The 25,448-nt window shown below is 60.8% G+C and carries 21 protein-coding genes and 1 pseudogene; 8 read left to right on the forward strand and 14 right to left on the reverse strand.

Translation table 11 applies throughout. From position 1 onward, the window contains the following. The 8 genes from PMI11_RS06340 to PMI11_RS06375 form a co-directional block, all read right to left on the reverse strand. On the reverse strand, nucleotides 1-498 hold a 498-nt coding region (locus tag PMI11_RS06340; protein ID WP_007814648.1), incomplete at its 3' end, for an NAD(P)-binding protein. A 2-nt stretch (nucleotides 499-500) separates the two neighbouring features. Next, on the reverse strand, nucleotides 501-3,293 hold the full coding sequence (locus PMI11_RS06345) for a c-type cytochrome (protein WP_007814650.1): 2,793 nt from the start codon (nucleotides 3,291-3,293) through the stop codon (nucleotides 501-503). A gap of 16 nt (nucleotides 3,294-3,309) precedes the next feature. Then, entirely contained in the window at nucleotides 3,310-4,785 is a 1,476-nt protein-coding gene (locus PMI11_RS06350) for a c-type cytochrome (RefSeq protein WP_007814653.1), read from the reverse strand. After that, complete coding sequence (locus PMI11_RS06355) at nucleotides 4,782-5,213, reverse strand: hypothetical protein (RefSeq protein ID WP_007814655.1); 432 nt, start codon at nucleotides 5,211-5,213, stop codon at nucleotides 4,782-4,784. Before PMI11_RS06355 ends, PMI11_RS06350 begins: the two co-directional genes overlap by 4 nt. After that, nucleotides 5,210-6,736 carry a c-type cytochrome gene (locus PMI11_RS06360; RefSeq protein WP_007814656.1) on the reverse strand — a complete coding sequence of 509 codons (1,527 nt, stop codon included), beginning with the start codon at nucleotides 6,734-6,736 and terminating at the stop codon, nucleotides 5,210-5,212. The genes PMI11_RS06355 and PMI11_RS06360 overlap by 4 nt, the downstream gene beginning before the upstream one ends. A gap of 34 nt (nucleotides 6,737-6,770) precedes the next feature. Continuing rightward, nucleotides 6,771-8,156, reverse strand: coding sequence for an NADH:flavin oxidoreductase (locus tag PMI11_RS06365; RefSeq protein ID WP_007814659.1), 1,386 nt, complete (start codon nucleotides 8,154-8,156; stop codon nucleotides 6,771-6,773). A gap of 287 nt (nucleotides 8,157-8,443) precedes the next feature. Beyond that, entirely contained in the window at nucleotides 8,444-9,592 is a 1,149-nt protein-coding gene (gene ugpC, locus PMI11_RS06370; protein ID WP_007814662.1) for an ABC transporter ATP-binding protein, read from the reverse strand. Nucleotides 9,593-9,940: 348 nt separating this feature from the next. After that, nucleotides 9,941-11,143, reverse strand: coding sequence for an ROK family transcriptional regulator (locus PMI11_RS06375; protein WP_007814664.1), 1,203 nt, complete (start codon nucleotides 11,141-11,143; stop codon nucleotides 9,941-9,943). A 240-nt stretch (nucleotides 11,144-11,383) separates the two neighbouring features. Between PMI11_RS06375 and PMI11_RS06380 the strand changes: the two genes are divergently transcribed. Both PMI11_RS06380 and PMI11_RS06385 read left to right on the forward strand, forming a co-directional pair. Then, on the forward strand, nucleotides 11,384-12,304 hold the full coding sequence (locus tag PMI11_RS06380; RefSeq protein WP_007814665.1) for an ROK family protein: 921 nt from the start codon (nucleotides 11,384-11,386) through the stop codon (nucleotides 12,302-12,304). Beyond that, nucleotides 12,301-14,043: a GH116 family glycosyl hydrolase gene (locus PMI11_RS06385; RefSeq protein WP_007814668.1), complete on the forward strand. Its 1,743-nt coding sequence runs from the start codon at nucleotides 12,301-12,303 to the stop codon at nucleotides 14,041-14,043. The genes PMI11_RS06380 and PMI11_RS06385 overlap by 4 nt, the downstream gene beginning before the upstream one ends. 96 nt (nucleotides 14,044-14,139) lie before the next feature. Here the strand turns inward: PMI11_RS06385 and PMI11_RS06390 are convergent, their stop codons facing one another. The 3 genes from PMI11_RS06390 to PMI11_RS06400 are packed head-to-tail and all read right to left on the reverse strand — an operon-like array spanning nucleotide 14,140 to nucleotide 17,146. Beyond that, a complete protein-coding gene (locus tag PMI11_RS06390) occupies nucleotides 14,140-14,958 on the reverse strand; it encodes a carbohydrate ABC transporter permease (protein WP_007814669.1) in 819 nt (272 codons plus the stop codon). Then, nucleotides 14,955-15,908, reverse strand: a complete 954-nt coding sequence (locus PMI11_RS06395; RefSeq protein WP_007814671.1) for a carbohydrate ABC transporter permease — start codon at nucleotides 15,906-15,908, stop codon at nucleotides 14,955-14,957. The genes PMI11_RS06390 and PMI11_RS06395 overlap by 4 nt, the downstream gene beginning before the upstream one ends. Continuing rightward, complete coding sequence (locus PMI11_RS06400) at nucleotides 15,905-17,146, reverse strand: ABC transporter substrate-binding protein (RefSeq protein WP_007814674.1); 1,242 nt, start codon at nucleotides 17,144-17,146, stop codon at nucleotides 15,905-15,907. Before PMI11_RS06400 ends, PMI11_RS06395 begins: the two co-directional genes overlap by 4 nt. A gap of 205 nt (nucleotides 17,147-17,351) precedes the next feature. Here PMI11_RS06400 and PMI11_RS06405 point away from each other — a divergent pair, with 205 nt between their 5' ends. Then, nucleotides 17,352-18,650, forward strand: coding sequence for a polygalacturonase PglB (locus tag PMI11_RS06405; protein ID WP_007814676.1), 1,299 nt, complete (start codon nucleotides 17,352-17,354; stop codon nucleotides 18,648-18,650). Nucleotides 18,651-18,815: 165 nt separating this feature from the next. Here the strand turns inward: PMI11_RS06405 and PMI11_RS06410 are convergent, their stop codons facing one another. Beyond that, nucleotides 18,816-20,021, reverse strand: coding sequence for an MFS transporter (locus PMI11_RS06410; protein WP_007814677.1), 1,206 nt, complete (start codon nucleotides 20,019-20,021; stop codon nucleotides 18,816-18,818). Between the two features lie 106 nt (nucleotides 20,022-20,127). On the opposite strand from PMI11_RS06410, the gene PMI11_RS06415 reads away from it, so the two are divergent. Then, on the forward strand, nucleotides 20,128-21,069 hold the full coding sequence (locus PMI11_RS06415) for an AraC family transcriptional regulator (RefSeq protein WP_007814678.1): 942 nt from the start codon (nucleotides 20,128-20,130) through the stop codon (nucleotides 21,067-21,069). Between the two features lie 73 nt (nucleotides 21,070-21,142). Here the strand turns inward: PMI11_RS06415 and PMI11_RS37975 are convergent. Further along, nucleotides 21,143-21,262, reverse strand: a pseudogene (locus PMI11_RS37975) (SOS response-associated peptidase); the annotation flags it as partial. A 122-nt stretch (nucleotides 21,263-21,384) separates the two neighbouring features. On the opposite strand from PMI11_RS37975, the gene PMI11_RS06420 reads away from it, so the two are divergent. The 4 genes from PMI11_RS06420 to PMI11_RS06435 are packed head-to-tail and all read left to right on the forward strand — an operon-like array spanning nucleotide 21,385 to nucleotide 24,006. Then, the gene (locus PMI11_RS06420; RefSeq protein ID WP_007814679.1) at nucleotides 21,385-22,029 is read left to right on the forward strand and encodes a lysophospholipid acyltransferase family protein; all 645 of its coding nucleotides are present in this window, start codon (nucleotides 21,385-21,387) and stop codon (nucleotides 22,027-22,029) included. After that, nucleotides 22,026-22,973 (forward strand): phosphatidate cytidylyltransferase, encoded by a 948-nt coding sequence (locus PMI11_RS06425; RefSeq protein WP_007814680.1) that lies wholly within the window; start codon nucleotides 22,026-22,028, stop codon nucleotides 22,971-22,973. Before PMI11_RS06420 ends, PMI11_RS06425 begins: the two co-directional genes overlap by 4 nt. Then, nucleotides 22,973-23,368 (forward strand): hypothetical protein, encoded by a 396-nt coding sequence (locus PMI11_RS06430; RefSeq protein ID WP_007814681.1) that lies wholly within the window; start codon nucleotides 22,973-22,975, stop codon nucleotides 23,366-23,368. The genes PMI11_RS06425 and PMI11_RS06430 overlap by 1 nt, the downstream gene beginning before the upstream one ends. Beyond that, nucleotides 23,365-24,006 carry a CDP-alcohol phosphatidyltransferase family protein gene (locus PMI11_RS06435; RefSeq protein ID WP_007814682.1) on the forward strand — a complete coding sequence of 214 codons (642 nt, stop codon included), beginning with the start codon at nucleotides 23,365-23,367 and terminating at the stop codon, nucleotides 24,004-24,006. The genes PMI11_RS06430 and PMI11_RS06435 overlap by 4 nt, the downstream gene beginning before the upstream one ends. A 110-nt stretch (nucleotides 24,007-24,116) precedes the next feature. Here PMI11_RS06435 and PMI11_RS06440 read toward each other — a convergent pair whose 3' ends face one another. After that, the gene (locus tag PMI11_RS06440) at nucleotides 24,117-25,442 is read right to left on the reverse strand and encodes an acetyl-CoA hydrolase/transferase family protein (protein WP_007814683.1); all 1,326 of its coding nucleotides are present in this window, start codon (nucleotides 25,440-25,442) and stop codon (nucleotides 24,117-24,119) included. Nucleotides 25,443-25,448: the final 6 nt, after the last annotated feature.

The raw sequence follows: 25,448 nt of genomic DNA on the forward strand, positions 1-25,448 counted from the left end.
GGCGGCGAGCCACCGCCACAGTAAGAAGCGGTAGCGGCAGCGTTCGATGCGCTCGAAATAGCCCTGCATGTGCGAAGCCTTCCAGCTTTCGTCGCCGGTAATCGCAAAGATGTGGTTCCAGTCGCAATGATTGGGCCGCACGATGATCATCGCATGATGGGCGGTGCAGCCGCCGAGCCCGCGCACGCGTGGATAAAGTACGCCGTCCTTTTCTTTGCTGTAGCGCCAGTCGCGCTCCTGCATTTCCTGATTTTCGTAGTGGCGCACCCAATGGTTCTCGGCCATGCCGGGATGTTCCGAGGCAAAGGCATGAAAGGCCGGCACGCGACAGGCATCGGCAAGCGGCATGTCGGAGCCATCGTCGGTCTTGGCCAGCGGATCGCCGCCGGCCTCGATGACGAGCACCGTCCGTCCCTCTTCGGCCAGCCGCGCGGCGAGGACAGCGCCGCCGGCGCCGCTGCCGATTACGATATAATCGTGGGTCGGCCCGCCGGACATCGTCAGAACTGCTTCAGATAGGAGATCAGGGCATTCTTGTCCGATTGCGGGAGATCGGCGCCGAATGTGTGCCCGCCATTGACCACGTAGTCCGGGCATTTGCTCAAGCCCACCAGGCGGTCGATGAGCTTCGTGTCGCGCACCACCTTCTCGGCTTTGGCGAGCACGGCAGGATCTGCGAGTTCCTCCGGCGTGCATTGCCCGCCGAGCTCGGAGAAGGCTCCGATCAGCGCAGGGCCGTTGGCGATCAGGCGCTTGTAATTGGCGAATTTGCTCTCCTCATCATTGTCGGGCAGCAGCTCTGTATTGGTCAGCGCATTGACAGGGAAACCGGCCGGGAACGGGCCGACGGTGATCGAGCCGTCCTTCTTGAAGGCCCAGCCGGCGACCTTGTTCAGCAGGCCGGTGAAGGGTTTCACCTTGTCGGGCACGAAGCCCGCCGGCACGATGAGGCAGGAGGGAGCGCTCGTCCGGTAAATATAACCCGGCACTGGCGCCTCGGTCATCTTATCCATGCGGCGCGTCTGCGGCGAGAGCATCTGGCGGATCGACCGGTCGAAGACCGCAAGCCTGTTTTCAACGCAGGGCAGATAGGGATCGCCGGCATCCGCCGCCGGGCAGGCGGTGCCGCGACCGGCGCCGTAGCCGCCGGCATAGTCCTGATTGTAGTAGTCCGTCCCGTAATAGCTGTCCTCGTGGCCGACGGAATTGTTGAGCAGGAAGGGCGCGGTCGACCACAGGCTGACGAGTGAGGGCGGCCTCAGATAGCCGCGCCCGTTGCCTGCCGCCTGCAGCGGCGTTGCCGCCCCCGAAACCGGATGATTGACCGTCACCTCATGCGGAGGCGGCAGCGACTTGTAGGTGGAAGAGGTGAAATTGTCCCAGATGTCGCCCGAAAGCCCGTTGGTGGCTATCGCACTGCAGGCATTGGTACGCACAACATCCATCGGCACGCGCCGTTCCGTGGAGAGGTAGTTGCCGTCGAGGAAGCTTTTGTTGTCAATCTTCACCCTGTCGGTGACGAGATCGACCATGCCGTGCTTGAAGGCATCCGACTGCGCCCAGGCCCAATAGCGGTCCCAGCATTCGCGATAATGGGGGCCGGACCCGCCGCCCTCGCATATGCCTTGATCGACACCGAGATCCGGCGCGGGCACCGGCTGCTTGCTCGAATGACAGGCGGCGCAGTTTTCGGCAAAGACGATCTTTCCGCGCTCGACCTCGGCCGGATCGCGCGCTTCGAGCACCTTTTCTCCGACCGGCGTATCCTTCAGGTGATCGGCGCGGGCCGCGACCAGGAAGAATATCGCCATGTCAGGCGTCATCGCCTCGGTGGCCTGCCAGTAGACCGAGTTCTTCTCGGCATCGGCGATGCGGATCGGCGAGATCTTCTGCCCGCCGAGGAAGGGGCGGAAGTGCAGCAGCCATTCTTCGCTGAAAAGGCCGATATTGAGATAGACGCGATTGAGCGCACCGAGCGTGCCGACGGAATCGGCGCCGTCCTTCAGGACGCGCATCGAGGCGACCGTGCCGGTCGCCTTGTCGTAGAGGGAACCGAAGGCCGCGGTCTGCGGATAGTCCTGCGCCTGCTTGTTGTCCTTCTCGTCCCCCTTGATGATTTCCTTGCCCGTCTTCGCCCCGATGCGCAGCCGCTCCAGGACGTCGTAGACCGCATTCATCGTGCGGGGGTTGTTCATGTAATCGGTCGAGACCAGCGATGTATCGAGCGAACCCGGCGGGTTCGTATGGAACAGCTGGAAGAGGAAATTCCTCTCGTTCTCGGCCGGTTCCCCAGGCGTCGCGCGCGGTTTGGTGTTCCAGAAGAAAATGCGGTCGACCCAGAAATACTGGGCGCCGGGATTGGACGAGATTTCGGAGAATTCCGGGCTCTCGACATTCTTCGGCGGATTGATCGGATTGGGGCCGACATGGCAGAAGGCGCAGGACATGCCGACGCGATAGGGACGCACGAGATCCTTGTCGTTGTAATAGGAGGGATCGGTGTAATAGCGCAGCGCATCCCAATGTTCGGCGGCCTTGCTGTCGAAATCAGGATTGGGGAAGAGACGCAGGCCCATCACGCCCGTCGGTTCGCCGTAATAAGAGCCGACCGGGATTTTTTTCTCTTCGTCCTTCACCTTGACCGTGGTGCCGCGCGAGCCGATCTGCACGCCGGGATAGCGGGCATCTGCCTCGGCATTGCCGCCGAAACTGTCGGTCGCGCAGTCCTTTTTGCGCTGATCGATCCACAGCCCCCAATGATCGGGATCAGCGCTCTTCGGCGTGTCGAAGCAGGGTTCGTTGACGAGCCCGAGATAGCGGAAGCGGTTGTCGCGGCCGTAGGCCATCGTTGGATGGGACGAGATGGTCTTCAGGAGATCGAAGGAGCCGATCGTTGCGCGGGCGGCGAAATCCCAGAAACGGTCGTTACCACCGGTCCAGACGATCCAGGCGTTCTGTCCACGGATCGCCGCCTTGCGGACGGCCTCCGGATCGAGCCCGGTGGCGGTTGCGACCTCCTTGATCTCGTCGGGATAATCGGCGCCGGCTGCAGGCGGCAGCAGCAAGCCCTTGTCCATTGCCGCGAAGTAAGGCTCGCCGGCCCCGGGAAATTCCTCGACCTTGCGATGGACTGTCTTCGCCTCGTCCTCAACATTGCCGAACTGGCTCGCATCCGGCTCGATCAGCCACCAGACGATGAGCGCAACCGCAGCAATGGCGATGACGGCGAGCGTGACGACGGCTGCCACGATCCAGGCGAGAAACCGCACGATGCGCTGTCTGACGTTTGCCATTGCCCCCTCCTGATGGTCAAAGTGTCTTGAGATAGGAAAGCAGTTGCTCCTTCGCCTCCGACGGCAGATCCGTGCCCCAGAGATGACCGCCATTGCCGTTGCCCGGAAGGCCGGTATCGTAGAGCGTGCCGTACCGCTCCCCCGGCTTATCCGGCATGCTCACGAAGCCGCCATTGTCGGCATCCACAAGATCGGAGCCGCGGTAGAACTGCCCCGGCCGCTCGGCAGGCGGAAGAAGCAGGGCGCGCAATGTCGGGACGCTGCCGTTGTGCAGGTAGGGACCGCGCAGCCACAGGCCGCCGAGACCTGTGGCGACATAACCGTCGGTCTTCTGGAAATTGGCAAAACCCCAGGCATAACGCGGTTCGTAGGCCGCATAACGATCGAGGGCTGCTGATGTCCACATATCGAGGCGATGGCGGTCCGTGCCGAGTTCGACGATCGGGATCGGCATCCGGTAGCGGGCGCCCTTGGCATCGTGGCAGACGGCGCATTGCGCGGTATAGATCACACGGCCGGCGTCGACTGCCGCGGCATCGACATGATAGGGATCGCCTGCCGGCCTGAGGGGAGAAAACGGTGACGGCGGCGGCCCCTGCAGGCGGATGAAATCCATAATGCGGCGAAGACCCTCTTCGCTTCCCCCATAGGATTTGTAGGTCATGCCGTCGCCGATCGCGCCCGAGACCACCGTCTCGTAGAGATCGGTCTGCAATCCGTCCCAATGGAGCGAGAAGCGGCGCGTATTGGTGGCGGCGAGGTCGGCAAGCGACCACAGGGGCATCATGTCGGAATTGCCGATCGTGTGGTCATCGGCAAGTTGGAGGTTCTGGAACTTGACCGGGTTGAAGGGATCGATCCGGCCCGGCCCCCAGTCCGGCCGATCCTTCATCCAGGCAAACTGCCGCCCCTGTTCCTGGAGGGCCGCCCGGGTCGCCGGCACCAGGACGAAGCGATAGAGCGCCCGCTCCCAGACCGGCATGTCGTAGATCCTGCCGATCTCCGCCATCACCCGGTCGGCGGTAAACCGAGGATCGGCGCCGACATCGATCAGGAAACGGATATAGGCCTGCGGATTGACTCGCGTCCCCGGGCCCGCCTCGACCAGCCGCGCCGGCTCGTCGGCACGGAGCCGGTAGCTGCCCTGGTGGCAGAAGGCGCAGTTCGGCGCAACGCGCTCTATGACGCCGAGCGTCTTGACCGACAGACCGACAGGAACCTCGTCGCCAGCGCGCCAGTAGAGGCCGAAGGCGCCATAACCGTCGGCGTTTGCCGGCAGGTGTTCGGGAAAGAGCTGCGGCAGGACCCGCCAGATCCAGTAGGGAATTCCCTGCGCCTCTTCATTGCCGATCGAGCCGTGATTGAAGACATCAGCAAGATCGTTTGTCCTCGGCTGGGCGACCGGCCGGAAGAGCAGGAAGAACAGCGCAAAAGCGCCGACGACAAGCAGGACCAGAACGGCGAAAAGCCATTTCGAGAAGACACGCCTCATGCCTGTCTCCCTTCGGCGATGTTCTGTTCGAGCCGCAGGATGCGCAGGAGACAGAAAAGCGTCGCAATGCCGACCGACCCGTCGAGGAAGACGCCGGCGAGATAGCCGATCGGCTGGTCGAACACGAAGACGGCGAGAAAGAAGAAAACCGTGCCGAGCGTGCGGGAAGGGAAAACCGCGAGCCAGGCGAAGACGCGGTAACGGTCGATATCGAGCGTCGCCGGAATGTAGAAGATCGACAGGATCCCGAGCAGCAATCCGGCAAAGCGCGGCCAGATCAGCTGGTTGACGGTGATGCCGAAGAGGCCGAGGATCCATTCCGGACAGAAGATGAGCGGCAGGACGAAGGCGAAGTTCAAAAGGATGCCGATCCAGACGAGGACCGCATGCCGTGCCTTCCATTTGCTGAGCGATCGCGACTGGGTCATAGCGTCTTCATATATTCGACGAGGGCGTCTTTTGCGGCCGCCGGCAGCTCCGTGCCGTAGCGATATCCTTCGTGGCCGGCATTGCCATTTCCGGGCCGCGTCGTGTCGTAGCGAAAGAGATCGCCGCCGGCAGACTGATCCGAGCGATAGCCCACTTTGGCGAGATCGAATTCGTCGTTGCCGCGAAACCAGACGGACGGTCGCTTGACGCTCGGTTCAAGCAGATCGCGCAAGGTCGGCACCGAGCCGTTGTGCAGATAGGGCGAGCGGGCCCAGATGCCGTCAAGCGGGTGATTGGCATAACCGTCCGTCTTGTGGAAGCGGCTGAAGCGCCAGGGATAGCCGGCATAGAGCAGGTTCTGCTCGGCGGCGAAATTTGCCGTATAGGAGGTCCAGCGTCCCGCATCGGTGCCGATATCGGCGAGCGGAACCGTCTTGCCGAGGCGCGTGAAACGCTGCCTGTCGTAGCTGTAGTCCTTCGCATCCTTGAAGCCGTGGCAATCGGCGCAATAGTGCAGGAACAGCATCTTGCCCTCTGCCGCCTTCGCCTGATCGATCTTGGCAGCAACGGGGAACGGCGGCGAAGGCAGATCCCACATCCAGTCCTCGATGCGCGCGATCGATGCCCGGTCGACCGTCACGGGCGTCACGCCAGCGCCGAGTGCGGCGCTCAGGTTTCGTTCTGCCACGGAATCATTGTTGCCGTCCCAATGGAGGTTCATACCCTCGCGCGGACGCTGGCGCCAGATGGCGGGATAGTCGGACGAGCCGTTCAGCGCAGCATCACTGATATGGGCCTCGTCCATGGGAAAGTTGAACTGCAGCGCCTTGTAGGGGTTGAACGTGTCCACGCGGCCCGGGCCCCAATCCTCCTGGCGCTTGACGAAATCGAGCTGACTGCCGAGATCGAGGAAGGCGTTCTTGACCCGCGGGAAGACCACATAGCGATAGACCAGCCGCTCGAAGAGATTGAGGTCGCCACCGACCTTGGGGCTATCGATCGTCGCGATCAGCGCGTCGGCGGTAAAGCCGGGATCGCGGCCGACATCGATGAAGAAGCGAATGAATTCCTGCAGGCGCAGATTATTGGAAGGTGCGCCGGGGATGAGATGGCGAACCGCGTCGCCGGGAAGATGATAGGTGCCGACATGGCAGACGGAACAGTTGAGCCAGACCCGCTCGACGCCTGAGACCACGCGGCGCGACACCCCGATCGGAAGGTCGTCGCCAGGCTTTTCATAGAGGAAGCCGAAGCGGGCCCAGCCCTCCGGCCCGAGCTTGTCGGCATACATGACCGGCAAGGCCTTGAAGACCCAGTAAGGCGGCCCCGTCGCCGTTTCGCTGCCGATCGAGCCGTGCATGAAATGCTCGCTCTGGCTTTTGAAGGCGACGACATACTGGTTGACGAACACCAGGTAATAGACGAGCGCGAGCAACAGCAGCACGACGATCGCCAACCACCAGCGGCGATGGCGGGCGACGGCGATCTCGACGGGCGTCTTGCGGTCGTTGTCGCTGCTCATGAGTCCACTCCGAATGCGCGGGTGATGGCGCGTGTCAATGGAAGGTCGGCGGCTCGAAAACCGACATTACCTGCTTGATCATCTTGCCGTAGCGATCCTCGAAGCTCGTTCCGTCAAACCGGCTGAGGTCGTAACAGCCGAGCGGGTTTTCGAGATCGTTGAGCAGACACTTGTTGCAGTAGGTGCATTCCTTCTCCGGGCCGTTGGCCTCGGCGAGGATCTTCGGCAGATCGTTGTTGGCGATCAGCGGGCGGGCCATGGTGACGCCGTCGCAGGCTTTCGAGCGGATGGCCTCGGCGATCCTGTCGGCATGCTGGAACCCGCCGGTACAGAGCACCTTGATGTCGGGATCGATCTTGCCGATCGCTTCGGAAACCGCCCGCGCATAATCGAGATTGATGCCTTCGATGACCTTGCCCCTGCGCCAGCGCCAGAGCGCCTGGAAGGCGCGCCCCAGCAGGGGATTGGAAAAGATCGCATAATTCATCGGCGCCCGCGTGCCCTGCGAGAGCATGCCGTCGTACCAGCGATGCAGATCGTTCAGCGGCAGGTCTCCGGCCGGATTGCGCGGATGCGGAAAGGTGGAGCCACTCGAAATATGGAAGGAGTCGACGCCCTTGCCGCCGTCGAGCAGCATCGTGCAGATCTTGACCGTCTCGTCGAGCGTGTTGCCCTTCTTGATCCAGGGATAGAGCCAGTCATTGTGGTCGACGCCGTTGATCTTCATCTGCAAATGGAAGTCCTGGCCGACCTCGCGGCGGATCGCCCTGACGATCTCGAGCACGAAACGCGCCCTGCCCTCCCAGCCGCCGCCATATTCGTCCGTCCGGTCGTTGATGCCGGAACTCAGGAACTGCGTCAGCAGATAGCCGTTGGCACCGTGCAGCTCGACACCGTCGAGCCCCGCCTCCCGGGCGCGCCGCGCCCCTTGCGCGAACTGCTCCACCACTTCCGCGATTTCGGGTTTCGTCATCGCCTGGGCGAGCAGCCCATGGAAGTAATCGCTCTTGTTGGTCGAACTCAGGCCCCTGTTGAACAGGTTTTCGACGCCGCCCATGTCTTGCTGGCGTCCGGAATGGCTGAGCTGCATGATGAACCGACAGTCATGGCTGTGGACACGACGGCCGACCTCCCGCCAGAAGGGGATCTTATCGTCGTCGTCGATCATCGCGTAACGCACGAGGATGCGGCCGCGCACGGAGACCGGAGTAAAGGAGGAAATGATGCAGCCGATCCCGCCGCGCGCGAACTTCTCCTCCCAGTTCAGCCGGGCATTCCCGCCGTGACCGTTATAGTCGTCGAACTGGCCGGATATATTGGATCGAAAAAGACGGTTCTTCACCGTCAGCGATCGAAACTTCAGCTCATCGAAAATGAGCGCCGCATTGTCGGCGTGGATGTACTGACTGTCTGGATGCATGAAGGCCTATCCGATTGACGTGCCGAGGCGACGGAAGAGGAAGTAAAAGCCGATATGCAATGCTAAAGTTATAACTTTCTAGTGTGTTGAAAGCTAATGCAATTTAATGTGGTTTGCAAACGAATTTCGGGAACATGCACCGCTTTACGCGGCAAGTCGCATGCAACCATCAGGGCACAAATCCGCTGATGTTTGCAGTCATCTTGCTGATCGTGCCGGTGAGGATAGAATTACAACGACCCCGACCGGTCGCTTCATCGGCGCAGCCTCAGGAACGGCAGGATGCCTCAGGCCTCGACATCGCCGGCATGAACGACAGTCGCGGCGGTGACAGGCGGTTTTGTGATGGAACTGCCGGTCTTGGCTCGAAAGAGATGAAGGCGCGCGGGCCGGACCGCAAGCTGCAGGATTGCACGGTCCTTGATCGCTACATGATCAGGCAGGTGGACGATCGTTGCAGTCCCGCTGCCCTCCACCACGCCATATACATAGGTATCTGTGCCGATGCTTTCGGCGTAATCGACTTCGAAGCGGATCGGATAACCGTCGGCGCCATTGCCCTTTGCGAGTTCGAAATGGCTCGGCCGGACACCGAGGACCACAGGTTCGCCGACGGTCGCATCCCCCAGTAGCGCCGGAATGTCCAGCCGGCCGAAGCCCGGTACGTCGACAACAACATGACCAGAACCCGTTCCGGCAAGCATTCCATCGAAGAAGTTCATCTGCGGCGAGCCGATGAAGCCCGCGACAAACTTGTTGGCCGGGGCCGCAAACAGCTCCAACGGAGTGCCGACCTGCTCGACGCGTCCGGCATTGAGGACGACGATACGGTCCGCCATCGTCATGGCCTCGACCTGATCATGCGTCACGTAGATCATGGTGGCACCGAGCCGCTTGTGGAGGCGACTGATCTCGCCTCGTGTCTGCACGCGAAGTGCGGCATCCAGATTGGACAGCGGTTCATCGAACAGGAAGAGCTTGGGGTTCCTGACAATCGCACGACCGATCGCCACGCGTTGCCGCTGGCCCCCCGAGAGCTGTTTCGGGCGTCGATCGAGGAGAGGCTCGATCGCGAGCATTCTTGCCGCCTCCATCACACGCCGATCGATTTCAGCCCGGCTCATCGTGAGGTTTTCGAGGCCGAAGGACAGATTTCTAGCAACGGTCATATGCGGGTACAATGCATAGGACTGAAACACCATCGCGATCCCGCGATCCCCGGGAGGCGACGCCGTCACGTCATCGTCGCCAATGATGATCTTTCCCGCGCTCACACTTTCCAGGCCGGCGATCAGGCGAAGCAATGTCGACTTGCCACACCCTGAAGGGCCGACCAACACGACGAATTCGCCCTCACCCACATCGAGATCGACACCATGGAGAATCGAATGATGGCCGAAGCTCTTCCTGACATCGTTCAATTTGAGACCGGCCATGAATCCATTCCTTTGACGTTTCTTCCGGAGGCGGCCGCAGCCACACCGAGGCAATCGGATCTCCTCATATCTCGGCTCAGTCTGCGTGGAAGCAATTAGTTCGTCAAGATGACGAACGTATTTTTCTATTAGCGTCCATCACTTTCCTCCCGCCTGCAGACAGGATTTTCAATAAACTCCGTCCTGGGCTGCTCGCGCCTGCGCAGGTCCTGGCGGTCATTCTTCTCGGCTATCCGGCCTATGGCGATGTGCAGCCACCGTCACCGTCATCGGTGGCGGGACCGTCACTGCGCCTGGCCACTCCGGTACCGCAAACATCGTCGTGTGGCACGGGGATCTGCGTGACAATCAAAGCGGCGGCGGCGGCAAGCGCCGCTGCTCCGGCAAAGTCTGGGGAGAAAAAAGCAGGTTGTGAACGTGGTTCAGTCCAATCGCGAGAGCCCCGACCAACGTTGCCCGACCGCCAAGAACACTCGCCTCGACATCGATGGCACGACGGCTCGCTTTCACGATACCTCGCCGAACGCCTTCGGCAATCAGGGGGTGGCGACCGATACTGCCACCGAGAACAACGATCTTCGGATCGACGATCGCATTGACGGACACGACAAGCAGCGCGGCAATGTCCGACACCTTACCGATCACCTCGACCGCGATCGGGTCGTTCTTTTCGGCAAGTTCCAGGATGTCCCTGACCGAGGTGTCCTTCTCGCCCCCCGAATGCTCGTAGAGCTCACTAATTCCCCGAGCCGCGATCGCGCATTCCAGCGCGCCCCTTTCAAGACTGTCCTTCGTGTATGGATCGGCACCGAACGGCATGTAGGAAATCTCGCCGCCCGCTCCGTTTGCGCCACGCATCAGCTTGCCGTCCTGAAGCACGCCGAGCCCGATACCCGTCCCGAGCGAAATGAACGCCACGGTATCGATTGCGGTCGCGCATCCCTGCCAGGACTCGCCGATAACGGCTGCGTTGACATCGTTTTCCAGGACAACGGGACAGCCAAGCCTCTGGCTGAGCGTCCTGCCGATATCAATGCCGGCGATATCGGCAAGGTTCGGCGCCATCGAGAGCGCACCCGTCACAGGATCGACGACCCCTGGCGTTGCTATCGCCGCCACGAGGACGAACTCCCTGGCAATCCCCAGCTGCAAAAGCATCTTGGAAAGCATAGCCTCGACCTGATCGATCAGATGATAGCCGCCCCGGCGGTCGGACGGATAGTCGATTTCGCCGACAACGCTTCCGACGATATTGCCAAGCACGATGCGCGTCGTCGTTGCGCCCATGTCGATACCGACAGCATAGCCGGCATCGCCATTGACCTCATAGGTAATGGCCGTGCGGCCGATGCGACCGCTCGTGACGCCTTTTTCCCGAACCCACCCACCTTCTTCCAGCGCCCTGATGACCTCGGACATCGTCTGCTTCGAAAGGCCGGTGATCTTTGAAAGCTCGGCTCGCGAGGTAGGTCCAGCATGGAGCAACACGTCCATGACCGCGCGCACGGAGATCTGTCGCAGCACGGGAGGCGCGTTTTCGGTCAATACCATCGTCGAGCTACCCCGCCAGATCTGTCTTCTCGTTGCACCGGTGTTTTTGCTTTTTCCACGAAAGCCCCCCGATTTCAAACAGCTTGTTGACAGTTCGCGGGCGCGGCCATAATAAATTCGTCAACCTGCCGAACAAATATCGCAAAAGGACTGCATTTGTCAAATATTTCAACCATTGCGTCTGGCTTGCGACAGGCGAACAGCGTCCATCGCTCGGACGAAGCGGGTGGATCTCAAGGCATGGTCGCCGGTGTCGACCTTGGCGGTACCAAGGTCCTGGTAGGACTTGCCGATCTGCAGGGGCGTATTGTGGCAAAGGCCGAAGAGCCGACCGAGCATGGCGCGGGAGCCCCTGTATTGCGCCAAATTCCGCGGATGATTTTGTCCCTGGTGCAGGACAATCGCGATCGAGGCCCGTTGCGCAAGGCTGTTGTCGGCGTACCCGGTGCGGTATCGCCCTTGACGGGTCTTGCCTCGCTTTCCCCTCACCTGGCCATTCCTGCCGATCAGCCGCTCGCCGCGCTGCTCGCACGAGCCCTGCCATGCCCCGTCGTGGTCGAGAACGACGTGAATCTCGCAGCTTTCGCCGAGGCCACTCTCGGCAAGGGACAGGATCAGGACTCGCTTGCATTTATCGCTTTCGGAACCGGCGTCGGCATGGGGCTGGTCATCGGTGGAACGCTCTTCCGCGGCCAGCATGGACGGGCAGGCGAACTGGGTTTTCTGCCGCTAGGCCCCAATCCTCATCAGGCGGCGCCGCAGGCCCGCGCTGGTCTCTTCGAGGATCAGGTTGATTCGCCCGCGGTGCGCAGCCTGTATGGCGATGGCACGCTATCGGTCGCCGAGATATTCGCTCGCGCTGCTGCTGGAGACGAGGAAGCCGTCGCGGTCATCGAGACGCTCGCAAAATCGGCGTCGGTCGGCCTGGCCTCCGTGCAAGCCCTCTTCGATCCCGCTCTCATCGTGCTGGGTGGGGGCATCGGGTCGCGCCGCGAGTTTGTCGACGCCGTCAGGCGTCACATGTCGATGCTGCTGCCGTTTGAGACACGGATAGAGGCAACTGGGATCGGCCCTGAAGCTGGTATGCTCGGGGCGCTTATGCTCGGCCTGACCGACCTCGCGGCAATTGATAATGCAGGAAAACAGGAAGCCGTCCGATGAGCGCCGCACCAGCAAAATCGCAAGTTCTGATACCGCTTGATGACGGACAGCTTCGTTCTACGACACCGGTGCTTGTCCCGTTCATGGCTCCGCGCCTGCAGGGCGATTGTCGGTCGGAAGGCAGGATCGAGCTTTCGCTGTGGGGCGCCGGCAAGCTGGTCAATCTGACGTTCACCGGCTGGAGCGCCCCTTTCACCTATGCCCCGAACCGGGTGGAAGTGCATGGCGGAGGGCTTTACGTGGCGCAGTCGGCACCGGCGCTCTTCCTGAAGGGCGCAAAGTTGCGGACTTTCATCCCTGCCCGGCGCTGCGCCTGGTGGGGCACAACGGCGAAGCGCGAACCGATCGAACGGCAAGAGGGTCGCCGCATTGCCCGCACCGGTTGGGGCGTCGCCATCGCGGAGCAGAGGCCGGACGGCATTTTCGTAACCGCCGGCGCGACGATCGAAGAAGCGCTTGCAGCGCTCGAGCTCGACCAGGCGAAACTGATTGCCGAGGCCAATGCCTACGTCACGCGTTGCGATGCGATGCCGGAGGCACCTGCCCTGATGCGCAGCATGATCTCGCAGAGCCTGCATGCCGCTCTTTCCAGCATAAGGCGGGACGAGCATGGCGCCTTTGCCGGCCTCGCCGCCGGCCAGGCATACAGCGCGCCGGCTCGCACCTACTACCGTGACGGCTATTGGACGCTCCAGGCTCTCCTGGATCGGGAACCGGAAGCAGTCCGCGCCCAGATCGATCTTCTTGCGCGGGGTGTGCAGGAAAACGGCGAGGCGCCGAGTGGCGTCATCCTCACCGGGCCAGGGCAGGCCGAGGAATGGGAAAAGGTGCGTCTGACAGATCCACGGATCAAGGAGGAGCACCTTCGACCCGGAGACTGGTGGAGCGACCACTTCGACAGCCCGCTCTTCTTCATTCTGACGATCGGCGACTATGTCAATACGACCGGCGACGGCTCACCGCTGTCCCTGTACTGGGACAAGGTCGTGGCGATCTTCAATCGTTACTGCAGCTTCGACGAGACGGGAACCGGCTTGCCGATCAAGCCGCGGCACGACCGCGATTGGGCCGACAATGTCTACCGCCACGGTTATGTGGCCTATGATCTCGGCCTGTGGATCGGTGCCCTCGACGTCATCGCCCAGCACGGCGCCTCACTCGACAAAGCTGTTGCATCGAAGGCGGCAGCCGTGGCGCAAAAGGCGCGCGCTTCGCTGGACGAGACGCTTCTGCAACCGGGCGGCACCTACGCGGACTACGGGACAAAAGCAGATTTCGTCGAAGACCACCTGACACTCGACAGCCTGACGCTGCTTCGCTTCAAGGCGGTTTCCCCCGAGCGAGCGAAAAGCGTGCTCGCCAAGGTCCAGGAGATCCTGGAAAGTCGCAACAACGACGGCCAGCCCTATGGTGACTGGGGCGTGCTTTGCGCCTATCCGCCGTTCAAGCGCCCCAAGGATACGCGTGAGAAATCCTATTTCGCGTATCGCTACCACAATGGCTCGGACTGGCCCTATCTTTCGGGCCTTTATGCCGAGCAACGGCTTGCCTACGGCCTGGACGGCGCGGACTACCCGCTCCTGCGCTGGTGGAAGACCTGCCTCGAAGAGGGCTGGATGGGTGCCGTCGAATATTTCTCGCCGCCCTGGGGGCGTGGTTCGCTGCTTCAGGGATGGAGCAGCATGCCGGCCGCCGCCGCGCTTGCCTACAAGGATAGGCTGCCGGCCGCAATCCGCTAGAGGTTTCGCGACCGGTCGCCACCGAGGCGGCTTTTGAAAGAGCAAATGCAAAAGGGCCGCCGGAAAGGCGGCCCTTTTGCATGACATGTTGCAGCACTATTCCTTCGTTGCGCCCGCCATCAGGCCGTTCATCAACATGCGCTGCAAGGCTGTAAACATGACGAGCACGGGCAGCACTGAAAGCACCGACATCGACAGCAGCCTGGGCCAGTTGATACCGAAGCGCCCCACCGTATTGGCCAGCGCGACCTGGACTGTCCATTTGTCCTGATCGCTGATGATCAGGAACGGCCAAAGATAGTCGTTCCAGCGCCATACGAGATTGAAGGCGAGCAGCGTGCCGATTGCGGGTATGGCAAGCGGAACGATGATCCGCCACAGGATCCGCCATTCCGGCGTGCCATCGAGACGTGCCGCCTCCAAAAGGCTGTCAGGAATGTTGGTGATGTATTGGCGCATGAGGAAGACCCCGGTCGGGGTTGCCGCCGGCGCGATGATGATGCCTGCCAGCGTATCGAGAAGATTGAGATCCCGCAGCACCAGAAAGACCGGGATCATGATGATCTGAAGCGGCACCATCAATGACGACATGATGAGCAGGAAGAAGAGCGTGTCTCCTTTAAACCGAAACTTCGCAAGCGCGTAGCCAGCCATGACGCTGATGGTGACGGACAGCAGCGCCGAGAGCACGGAGACAATGGCTGAATTGCGGAAGAAGATAAGGAACTTCGCGCGCGACACCGTGTCGATGAAGTTCTGCAACGTCGGTTGTGCCGGCAAAATGGTCGGCGGCCACTGGAAGATTTCCTGTTGTGATTTCAATGACGACAGGAAGAGCCAGATCGGCGGCATCAGGAAGACGAACAGTGTCAGCACGACAAAGGCCAGTCGCCAGGGAGAGTAGATGCGTGTCATTTCTCACTCCGCGATATGCGCAACTGGAAGATCGTGAGGAACAGCAGGATGACGAACAGCACCATGGATTGGGCGGCTGCAACGCCAGCCTGCATCGGTTTCTGGAACGCAGTGTCGTAGATCGTCTGTATGAGGTAGACGGTCGCCTTACCCGGACCGCCGCCCGTCAGGGATACGACGAGTTCGTAGACCTTGAAGGCCTCGATCGAGGACAGGACCAGGACGACGGCGAGCGTCGGCTTGAGGAGCGGCAAGGTGATATGTGTGAACTGCCGCCACTTGCTGGTGCCGTCGATCGAGGCCGCCTCGTAGTAATCTGTGGAAATCGCGGTCAGGCCTGCAATGAAGATCATCATGTTGAAGCCGGCTTGCGCCCACACCCAGGCTATGACGACGGCGATCTGAGCCATCGTGTCCTGTTCCAGCCATGGGATCGGGGCGATGCCGGTCAGCGAGAGCAGGTAATTGACGAGGCCGTTGTTGAGGCCGAACAGCCATCGCCAGGCGACACCGATGATCAGCAGGCTGATCATGGACGGAAAGAAGACAATCGTGCGTACGACGGCAAACAGCCTGGTCTGTGGCGCCAGCAGGAGAGCCAGCGCCAACGAGACGACAATGTTCAGTGGAACCGCGACGATGACGAAAAGGACCGTCTTGAGCAATGAAACCTGAAAATCGGCATTGCTCAGGAGCCCGATAAAATTATCCAGGCCGACATATTGCGGCAAGGTGTTAGGCACCTGCGGAACGACGACCACACCCCGCTTGAAAAAGGCCATGAAGAGGCCCTGGACCAGCGGGTAGAGGGTGAAGGTAACGAGGAGCGCCATTGTCGGCGCCATGAGCAGGTAGGGCCAGCCGAGGCTTGCCAGGCTGCCTCGCAGGCCTTTCGGCACTGGATGGGGACCCAGTGCCGAACGGCTGTCTTCCAGTATGTCCGTCGTCACTTGCCAGCCTCAAGCGAGGCATCGGCAGCCTTCTTGATCTGGGAAATGGCCTCGGCAGAGGAGATCTGACCGGCCACAGCCTGCGTGACGGCGGTCTTCACTGTACCCCAAACGGCCTGCATCTGCGGCCAGGCCTGGTCGGTCGCAGCGTAAGCCGGGCTGGCGTTCAACTCGGCCTGCATTGCCTTGATCGCTTCGGTCGCGGCCGGATTGTCGTACTTGACGGCTGCTGCCTTCAGATTAGCCGGGATCATGCCGAAGGTCTTGGCATACTGTGCCTGGATATCCGGCGAGGTGACCCATTTGATGAAATCAATCGCTTCGGGAAGATGCTGGCTCGTGTTGAAGGCCACGATATAGTCGCCTCCGTAGATCGACGAGGCGACGGTGCCCCGCGGCGTCGGGCCAGCCTGCCACGCAAAATGCGCGTTGTCGGCCAGTCCGGCGATTTGCCAGCTTCCCGACATATAGGCTACGGCCTGACCGGCTGTGAAGATTTCCTTCGGATTGTCCGAGCTCGCGCCGGACCAGAGCCCGGGCGGCATTGCGGCCTTCGTGATGTCGATGAACTTGTCGAGCGCGCTCGTCCACGCTGCCTCGTCCATGACGACCTTCACAGGTTCTTTTTCCGTGTAGATGTGGTTTCCGTACTGATATTCGTGAACGATCCAGCGGCTTGCCGAAACGTCCCAGACAAGCGGATAGCGGGTACCCGACTTTTCGGCGACTTCCTTGATCTTCGGAACGAATTCATCCCAAGTCCAACCGGTCGCGTGGTCCGGGATGGCAATGCCGGCCTTCTTGAAGGCATCGACGTTCAGGAAGACGCCTGTGGAGGTTACGCGTAGCGGCGCGGCGATGACCTTGTCGTCGAGCTTGGCGCCATCGCCCCAGCCCTTGACGAAGTCGTTGATCCATTCGGGGCCGATCTCCTTGTTGAGATCGACGAGGAACGGACGGATGACCGGCTCCATCGACGAAGTGAGCGACAAATCCGGCATGATGCCGGAGGCCGCATATTGCTGGAATTTCTGGACCATCCCGTCATAAGGGGTGATCTCGAGGTCGAAGGTCGTGTCCGGGTGAAGTTTCGTGTACTGATCGAGCAAGGCGCGTGTGTTCGCCTCTTCCTGATCGTTGTCGACATACCAGACGATCTTCAGTTCGGATGCTGCCGCAAGCGAAATCGTCATCGCCAGGGCGCTTGCCGTCATAATCAATGTCTTGAGCGGTTTCATAGGGTTCCCCTTCTTTGCTCCTCAAACTCTGGCAACAACCGGCCTCCAAATCTCCCTTTGGCCGATCGTTTGTTCGTAACCATGACGAATTAAATACGAGTTTTCGATGGTGTCAACACAAACAAGATTGACCGCATCAATTAGTTCGTCCTGTTGACGAATAAAATGGCGTAGCTTAATCATCCCGAGAGCCAGAGGAGAAGCAATGGATATTTCAGTCGAGCCTGATGGCGCTGAGCTGCAGCAATCTATCGACAGGCTGGTTAGCACCGGCGGAGGAACGCTTCTCCTGCAGGCGGGCAGGCACATTACGGGACCCATCCGCCTGTTCAGCGGTATTACCCTGTCAATCGGCCCGGGCGCCACGCTGGAGTTCGTCCCCGACTACGCGCTCTATGCCGGAAATTCGGTGAGCGTAATCGCCGAGGGATCCGATCGCGCCTATATCGTCGCGCAGGAGGCCCATGACGTCGCGATCGTCGGCGAAGGCAAGATCCTTGCTTCAGGCGGCGCCTTCAGCACCGGCTTCGACGAGACCGTCGGCACCTACACGCCGAGCGAAAAGCGGCCGAGGGTCCTGGTGTTCGAAGACTGCAGCAAGATCAGGCTGGGAGGCTTTGTCATCGAAGATTCGCCGATGTGGACGGTCCACCTCGTGCGCTGCCGTGACGTGATCGTCGAGGGCATAGCGGTATTCAACAACCGACAACTCCCGAATACGGATGGGATCGTCATCGACAGCTGCGCAAAGGTCGCAGTGCGCCGCGTCATCATCAAAACGGCGGACGACGGCGTCTGCCTCAAGACCAGCCGGAGCGAAAAGGGCATCGCACGCTGCGCGGAAATCGAGGTTTCGGACTGCCTCGTCGAGAGCAACAGTTGTGCATTGAAGATCGGCACGGAGAGTTTTGGTGACATCCGCGACGTCGCCTTCACGCGTTGCAAGGTCCAAGATTCCAATCGCGCCCTCGGCATTTTCTCGCGTGACGGCGGAGCGATCGAAGACGTCGCCTTCTCGGACATAGAGATCGATTGCCATGAAACGCCCGATGGTTTCTGGGGCTCGGGTGAGCCGCTCACAATTACCCAGCTCGATCGCAGGCCGGAGATACCGGCTGGCGTCGTCACCAATGTCCGCGTCGAGAACGTGACGGGGCGCTGCCAGGGTCCGATCAATCTCTTTGCGGAACGGAACGGCGGGATTGCCGGAATGAGCCTCAGTAATATTCAGTTGACGATCGAGGAAGGCTTACTGGGAACAGCCAGGCAATATGACCTGCGCCCCACAAGTGCCGATCTCTCCCCGCCCAAGGGCCACGAGGGTCGTGGCAATGCCTGGTTGCGGGGAGCGGACGGAAAAATTGTCGGCCTTATCGATTATCCGGCAGGCATGCCGGCGCTCTTTGCGCACAATATCGCTGGCCTCACGCTCGACAACATCGAAGTCCGGCGTCCGGAGCCTCTGCCAAACGGCTGGAACACCGAAAACCTTTGCATCGAGTGACCGATAAGGGTCAGTCATACTAGGAGCAATTTGGCGCATGATGTGACGGAAGCCGTCCCGGGATCGTCGTCCTTACTGTTCCATCGGTCAGGAGGAACGCCCGTCCCGGGCGGCCCTGATCGTGGCTATTCTCGCACGCGTTGACACGCTTCGCATGATCTTTCCTTAAGGCGCCACCGCTACAGTCCTTCGGCTCAGGATGCCAATCACCAGGGATCCACAAAGCGCGGCAACAGCCGCAAAGCCGAACACCCCAGCCAGCCCCTGCGCCTCGACGATGAGGCCACCGATGGCCGCCCCACTCGAAATGGCGACCTGGAAAGTGGTCAACATCAACGCACCGGCGCTTTCCGCTTCATCGGATGCTGCCTGCGTGACGAAGCTCTGAACGCTTACCGGCAGGGCTCCGAAGGCAAAACCCCACAGCGCGGTCGCGGCAAATGCAACACTTGGAAGACTGCCGGCAAGCGCTAACGCCAATGTTGTCGCAGCAATCCCAACGGCCGCAATGACGATGGACAGCGCCGTGCTGCGCTCGGAAACAAAGCCTCCGAACAGATTGCCCAGAAAACCGCCGATCCCGAAGGCCAGCAGAACCACGGATATCCCCTCGACCCCAAAATGTGGCACAGTTTCGAGAAAGGGCCGAATGAAGGTAAAACCCGCGAAATGGCCGGCGACCACCAGCAAGACGGTCAGAAGGCCCAGTCTGATTGCCGGGCGACGCAGCACCGTGGCCATCGTGCCCAATCCTGCAGCGCCAGTCGACGGCATCGCAGGCAGGGTGAGGAGCTGAGCGATGAAGGCAAGGCCGCCGACTGCAGCCGCTATGACGAATGCAGAACGCCAGCCATAGGCTTCTCCGACCCAGGCGCCGACAGGTGCAGCGCAAACCGTTGCAACGGATACGCCGGTCATGATGATCGCCATCGCCCGCGGCATCAACTGCTCTGGAACGAGCCGCATGGCAAGCGCCAGCGACATGGCCCAGAAGCCACCGAGCGCGATCCCGAGCAAGCCGCGAGCAACGAGAAGCGTCGCGAGCCCATCAGAGAAGGCTGCCAGGAGACTGGAAACAACGAGCAGGGCTGTCAATCCGAGCAAGGTGAGACGACGGTCAAATCGGCTGGTGCCAATGACAATTGCAGGGCCTGCGATCGCGCCGATGACGGCGGTCATCGTGACCGACTGGCCGGCAGCACCGATACTGACGTGGAGATCTTGTGAAATCGGCGTAAGCAGGCTGGCTGGAAGAAATTCAGCCGTCACGAGACCGAAGACGCCAAGCGAGAGCGATACCACGCCTGCCCAGGCCGGCTCGGCCTCCTTCTTGTTCGTGTGGAAGCCATTGGCTTCGGGATTGATGTTCATATGCCATCTCCAAAGATTGTCGTGACAAGGCTAGACGGCTCCCGCTGGTGTTTCTATGCTAGAAAATCCACAAGACATGACCGTTCGTCCAAATGACGAGGACACGATGAGTGACGCACTGACGGAAATGATGCGAGGACTTCGTCTGGATGGCGTCGACTACGGCCGCTGCCAACCGTCTGCCCCATGGGCGACGGCGTTTCCGACCAAGGACGAAGCCCAGTTTCACTTTCTGGCAGCCGGCGAGGCATTTGTGCAGACGCCGGACGGGGAATGGATGGAAATGCGCCCGGGGGATGCTGTCCTGCTGCCGCGGGGCGATGCCCATGTCCTTGCAAGCGCGCCCGGTATAGTGCCCACGCCCGTCGAATTCATCCCGCGCAAGGCTGTCTGCGATGGGATCGTCGATCTGCAATGCCCCTGCGCGGATAGCAAAAACCTGCTGTTCTTCGCGGTCATGCGCTTCAATGTCGACAAGCGGCATCCCTTGCTGCAATTGATGCCCAATGTAATGCGGACAAGCGATCTGGCAGCCAGTGAGCCCTCCATCCCTGCCCTGCTCGATGCGATGATGCACGAGGTCGATATGAACCGCGTCGGCGCTGGCGGTATCCTGGCCCGGCTTGCTGATGTTCTGACCGCGACGATCATCCGCGCTTGGGTGGAGCACGGCTGCGGCGACGCCTCCGGATGGTTGACGGCCGTTCGCAATCCCGAAGTCGGGCGGGTCTTGGCAGCGATCCATCTCGATCCTTCCCATGACTGGACGGTCGAAGAACTCGCTCGCAAGATGGGCGCTTCCCGTTCTGGGTTCGCGGAGCGCTTTGCCAGGGCCGTTGGCGAAACACCTGCTCGCTATGTCGCTCGCATGCGCATGCATCAGGCGCATCAGTGGCTGCGTGAAGGACAGCGCGTGGCCGCGATTGCCGAGCGCCTCGGCTATGAATCGGAGGCGTCATTCAGCCGGGCGTTCAAACGCATCATCGGCGCCCCGCCCATGGCTTTCCGCGGGCGACCGCAGGATGGTCGCGCTTCCGCAACACCGTGATCTGTGAGGCACACAGCTTCGATGCCGGTTTTTGCGACAGCCGCTCGACGACTTTCGACCAGCGGCATCGCGCGATCAGCCCCATCTGATCCGGTTTCATCAGATGGGTCGGTATCAGATTGATCAGGCTTTCTGCGTCATGCGCTCAATTCGAAATCCAGTCCTTGTCTTCCATGCGACAGAGATTGCACATTCGGTCGGAGCCGGCCGGCCTGTCTACGCCTTTCGGCTGAAAACCCGCAAAGCTCCTTCCTTCCGCCGATGATAATGCTAGAGTTTCCGTTAGTGATCCGGCTAACATCAACAGAGCGGTGAATGAAGGCTTTGCCTACAAAGGCCGCGGCGACAGTAATCGTACTGTTCGCACGCGCGGTCACGGCGGTCCGCGCCGTGTGGCCCGAGGGAGGGCTGCCTTCCCGACCCTGCGTTTATTATGCCAACCACTCCAGCCATGGCGATTTCGTTCTAGTCTGGACGGTATTGCCGCCAAGACTGCGCCATCGGGCCCGCCCGGTCGCAGGGGCCGAATACTGGTTGAAGTCCTGGCTCAATCGCTTCATCGGCAGAGATGTCTTCAATGCGGTGCTGATCGCGAGGGACAGGGACAAGCGGACGGAAGATCCCGTCACGCAGATGGCCTCGGCCATCGATGCCGGTTCGTCCCTCATTCTCTTCCCGGAGGGTACACGAAACCAGTCCGATGCAAGGCTCCTCCCGTTCAAAAGCGGCATTTTCCATCTGGCTGTGGCGCGCCCTGATGTCGATCTCGTACCGGTCTGGATCAGCAATCTGAACCGCGTCATGCCAAAGGGGGAGATCGTTCCGATACCACTGATCTGCACAGTTACCTTCGGCAGCGCTTTGCAGATCACGCCGGGCGAAGACAAGGATGCTTTTCTCGAACGGATGCAGGCCGCTCTCCTGGCACTGTCTCCGAACATTGTAGGCGGTGGGGAATGAGTGGCGCGAATTCCGATCTTATGACGCTCGTAGCCGGGATCTTCGGCGTGCTCATCGTTGCGTCAGTCATCGGTTACATATTGCAGCAACGCCTCTCACCGAACGGTTCGAATGCAGCTGTCGAAAACCTCAACGCGCGGATCAAGGCGTGGTGGGTCATGGTCATCCTGATCGGCATTGCTTTCATAGCGGGCCGTATCGGCGTCTTGATCCTGTTTGGCTTTTGTTCATTTGCCGCGCTTCGCGAATTCGTAACCCTCATCAATACAAGAAGGGCGGATCATTGGGCGCTTGCGGCAGCCTTTTTCGTCGTCGTTCCGATCCAATATTTTCTGCTCTGGGCTGAACAATACGGCATCTTTTCGATCTTCATCCCGGTCTATGCCTTCCTGCTGATGCCGATCATCTCGGTACTCCGAGGCGATACGGAGCGCTTTCTCGTTCGCATCGCGGAAGTACAGTGGGCCCTGATGATCTGCGTCTTCTGCGCTTCCCATGTGCCGGCTCTGCTGACCTTGAAGATACCGGGATATGAGGGCCGCAATGTGCTGCTGATCGCCTTTCTAGTGATCGTCGTCCAGCTCAGCGATGTCCTGCAATATGTCTGGGGCAAATTGTTCGGACGCACGAAGATCGCGCCAAGACTGTCGCCATCGAAAACGGTCGAGGGCTTTGTCGGCGGTATCATCAGCGCGACGCTGATTGGAACGGGCCTCTGGTGGATTACACCATTCGCACCGCTTCAGGCAGGGCTGCTCGCCTTGGTCATCACGCTGATGGGCTTCTTCGGTGGCCTGGTGATGTCGGCGATCAAACGCGACCGCGGTGTCAAGGACTGGGGCAATCTCATCGAAGGCCATGGCGGATTGATCGACAGACTGGATTCCGTCGTCTTCTCGGCACCCATCTTCTTCCATCTTACCCGTTACTGGTGGTCGCTCTGATGCCCGTTGTGCTGCAACGTCTTTTACGCAGCGGAGTGATACACGTCCTGTTCGCTTTTCTGGCGATGGGCAGCTGGGCCATCTTCGCCAACCGTGCTCATCTCATGCCGGCGCCGCTCTATGCCGGTCTTGTGCAGGGGACGATATCCGCCTGCCTGACGCTTTTCCTGAAATCGGTGATCGACTGGCTTTCCAGCCGCTTCAGCGGTTCAACACGATTTTGGGCGCCGCCGCTGATTGCCTGCCTTGGCTCGGCCAGCATTCTCGTGGCGATCCACGCGGCGAGCGGCACACCGGAGATACTGCGGACCATCGCGCTGCCGCTGCTGGTGTCGACGACTTATGCAGCGATCTACAATTATTCGATCTCCGCAAGACGAGGTTTCGACACATGATGGAGACAGGAGACAGGAGACCTCTGGCGAGCCGCAATACCCGCTGGGCGGGCGCAATTGCCCGATGGATGGCCGCACGGGCCATCACGCCGAACCAGATCTCGCAAGCCAGCATGCTGGCGGCAGCAATCGCCGGCAGCACCTTCTATCTGGCGGGACAGACGACAGGCCTGCCACGTGCCGGCTACCTGCTGCTGGCTGTTCTATTCTGCCAGGCACGCCTTCTTTGTAATCTGTTCGACGGCATGGTCGCCGTCGAAGGCGGAAAGGGAGAGGCTGACGGTCCTTTCTGGAACGAGTTTCCGGATCGCATCGCCGACCTGATGATATTCGCTGGCGTCGGCTATGGCATCGGTATGCCGGGACTCGGCTGGGCGGCCGGCGCCTTCGCTGTGTTGACAGCCTATGTCCGGGAGCTCGGCCGCGCTACCGGCAATCCCAGCGATTTCTCCGGCCCGATGGCCAAGCAGCACCGGATGGCGACGATCACGGCGGCGGGACTGGCATCGCTTCTCGAGCCATTGTGGGGCGGGCAGAACCAGATTCTGACGATCGGTCTCGGCGTCATAGCGGTGGGAGCAGCCCTCACAACGATCCGCCGCTCGAAGACATTGGTAACGCGCCTCAAGCGTCGCTGACGAAGTCGTCATGGGGTCGACGCCAAGATCCCTACGGGGAGGAAGTAGACGAGAACCACTTCCTCATATGTGGCGACACCGGCCTCGACGGTCGCCGAACGACGTTAGAATTAGCAAAGCCCTGCCCCGCGGGCTGCCCGGTCCAGCTCCCCGCGAAAATCGGGGTGGGCCAGCCCGATCAGCGCCCTTGCCCGCTCGGCCACGGACTTGCCCTTTAGATTCGCCCATCCATACTCCGTAACGACGATATGCGTGTCGTTGCGCGATGTTGTCACTGGTCCGGTCAGCGCGGGAACGATGCGCGAGAGCGTGCCTTTCGCCGCAGTGGAGTGACAGGCGATGATCGATCGTCCCCCGCGCGAGGCATAAGCGCCGCGCACGAAATCAACCTGGCCGCCGGATGCACTGAACTGCCTTCCGTTCACGAACTCGGAATTGCACGCGCCGTTCAAATCGACCTGCAGCGTCGCGTTGACCGACACGACCCGATCATTCTGCGCGATGATGAAGGGATTGTTCACATAATCGACTGGGTAGGCCTCAACTGCCGGGTTGTTATTCAGGAAGTCGTAAAGGGCCTGATCCCCGAGCGCAAAAGTGAAGATAGACCGACCGGCATGGATCTGCTTGCGACTATTGTCGACTACACCCGCTCTGACCAACCTTGCGAGGCCCGGCGTCATCATTTCCGTATGAATGCCGAGGTGGCGATGTCGGGAAAGCCCCGAGCACACCGCATCAGGCAAAGCACCGATACCCATTTGCAGGCAATCGCCATCTTCGACCAGGTCCGCGATGATCGCCCCGATGGCATCATCCACCTCATTGCGCTCAGCGGCGAGCAACACAGGCAGGCTGACATCGTTTTCAACCAGCGCTGTCACGCTTGATACAGGAATCATGCAATCGCCCCGCACATAGGGCATATTGCGGTTGACCTCGAGGATCAGGCGGAGCCCGGGCTTTCGCGATACCCTGAGTGCATAGTCGGTACTGGCACCAAGGCTGAAATTGCCATCGGCGTCCATCGGCGAGACGGTTGCAATCAACGTGTCCACACCGACATGCTCGACCATCGAGCGCGGCACCTGGCTGAAATGACAGGGTACCAGGTCGACCGCGGGCAGCGCCTCCGCCAATCTCCTCTTGTCGAGCGCACGCTCGACGCCTCCATGAAAGTAGCTCATTGGGACGATCAGGTCGCGCAGCTCGTAGTCGAATACACTGGTGCCGGCGACGCCAGTGCAAAGAAGATAATAGAGCCGCACATTCTCGACGGCTCCCGCGCGGGCCCGTTCAGCAAACGCCGCAAGGATAGCGGGTGGCTGACCGGCGGCCAGTGGCATTGCGACCTTCGCCCCGGACGGAACCATGGTGACCGCCGTGTTTGCAGATGTCAGCCTTTCGCGATACAGCCTCTGATGGATCGTGGTCATTGGGCC

This window comes from Rhizobium sp. CF142 (genome assembly GCF_000281145.1).
Taxonomy (GTDB): domain Bacteria; phylum Pseudomonadota; class Alphaproteobacteria; order Rhizobiales; family Rhizobiaceae; genus Rhizobium.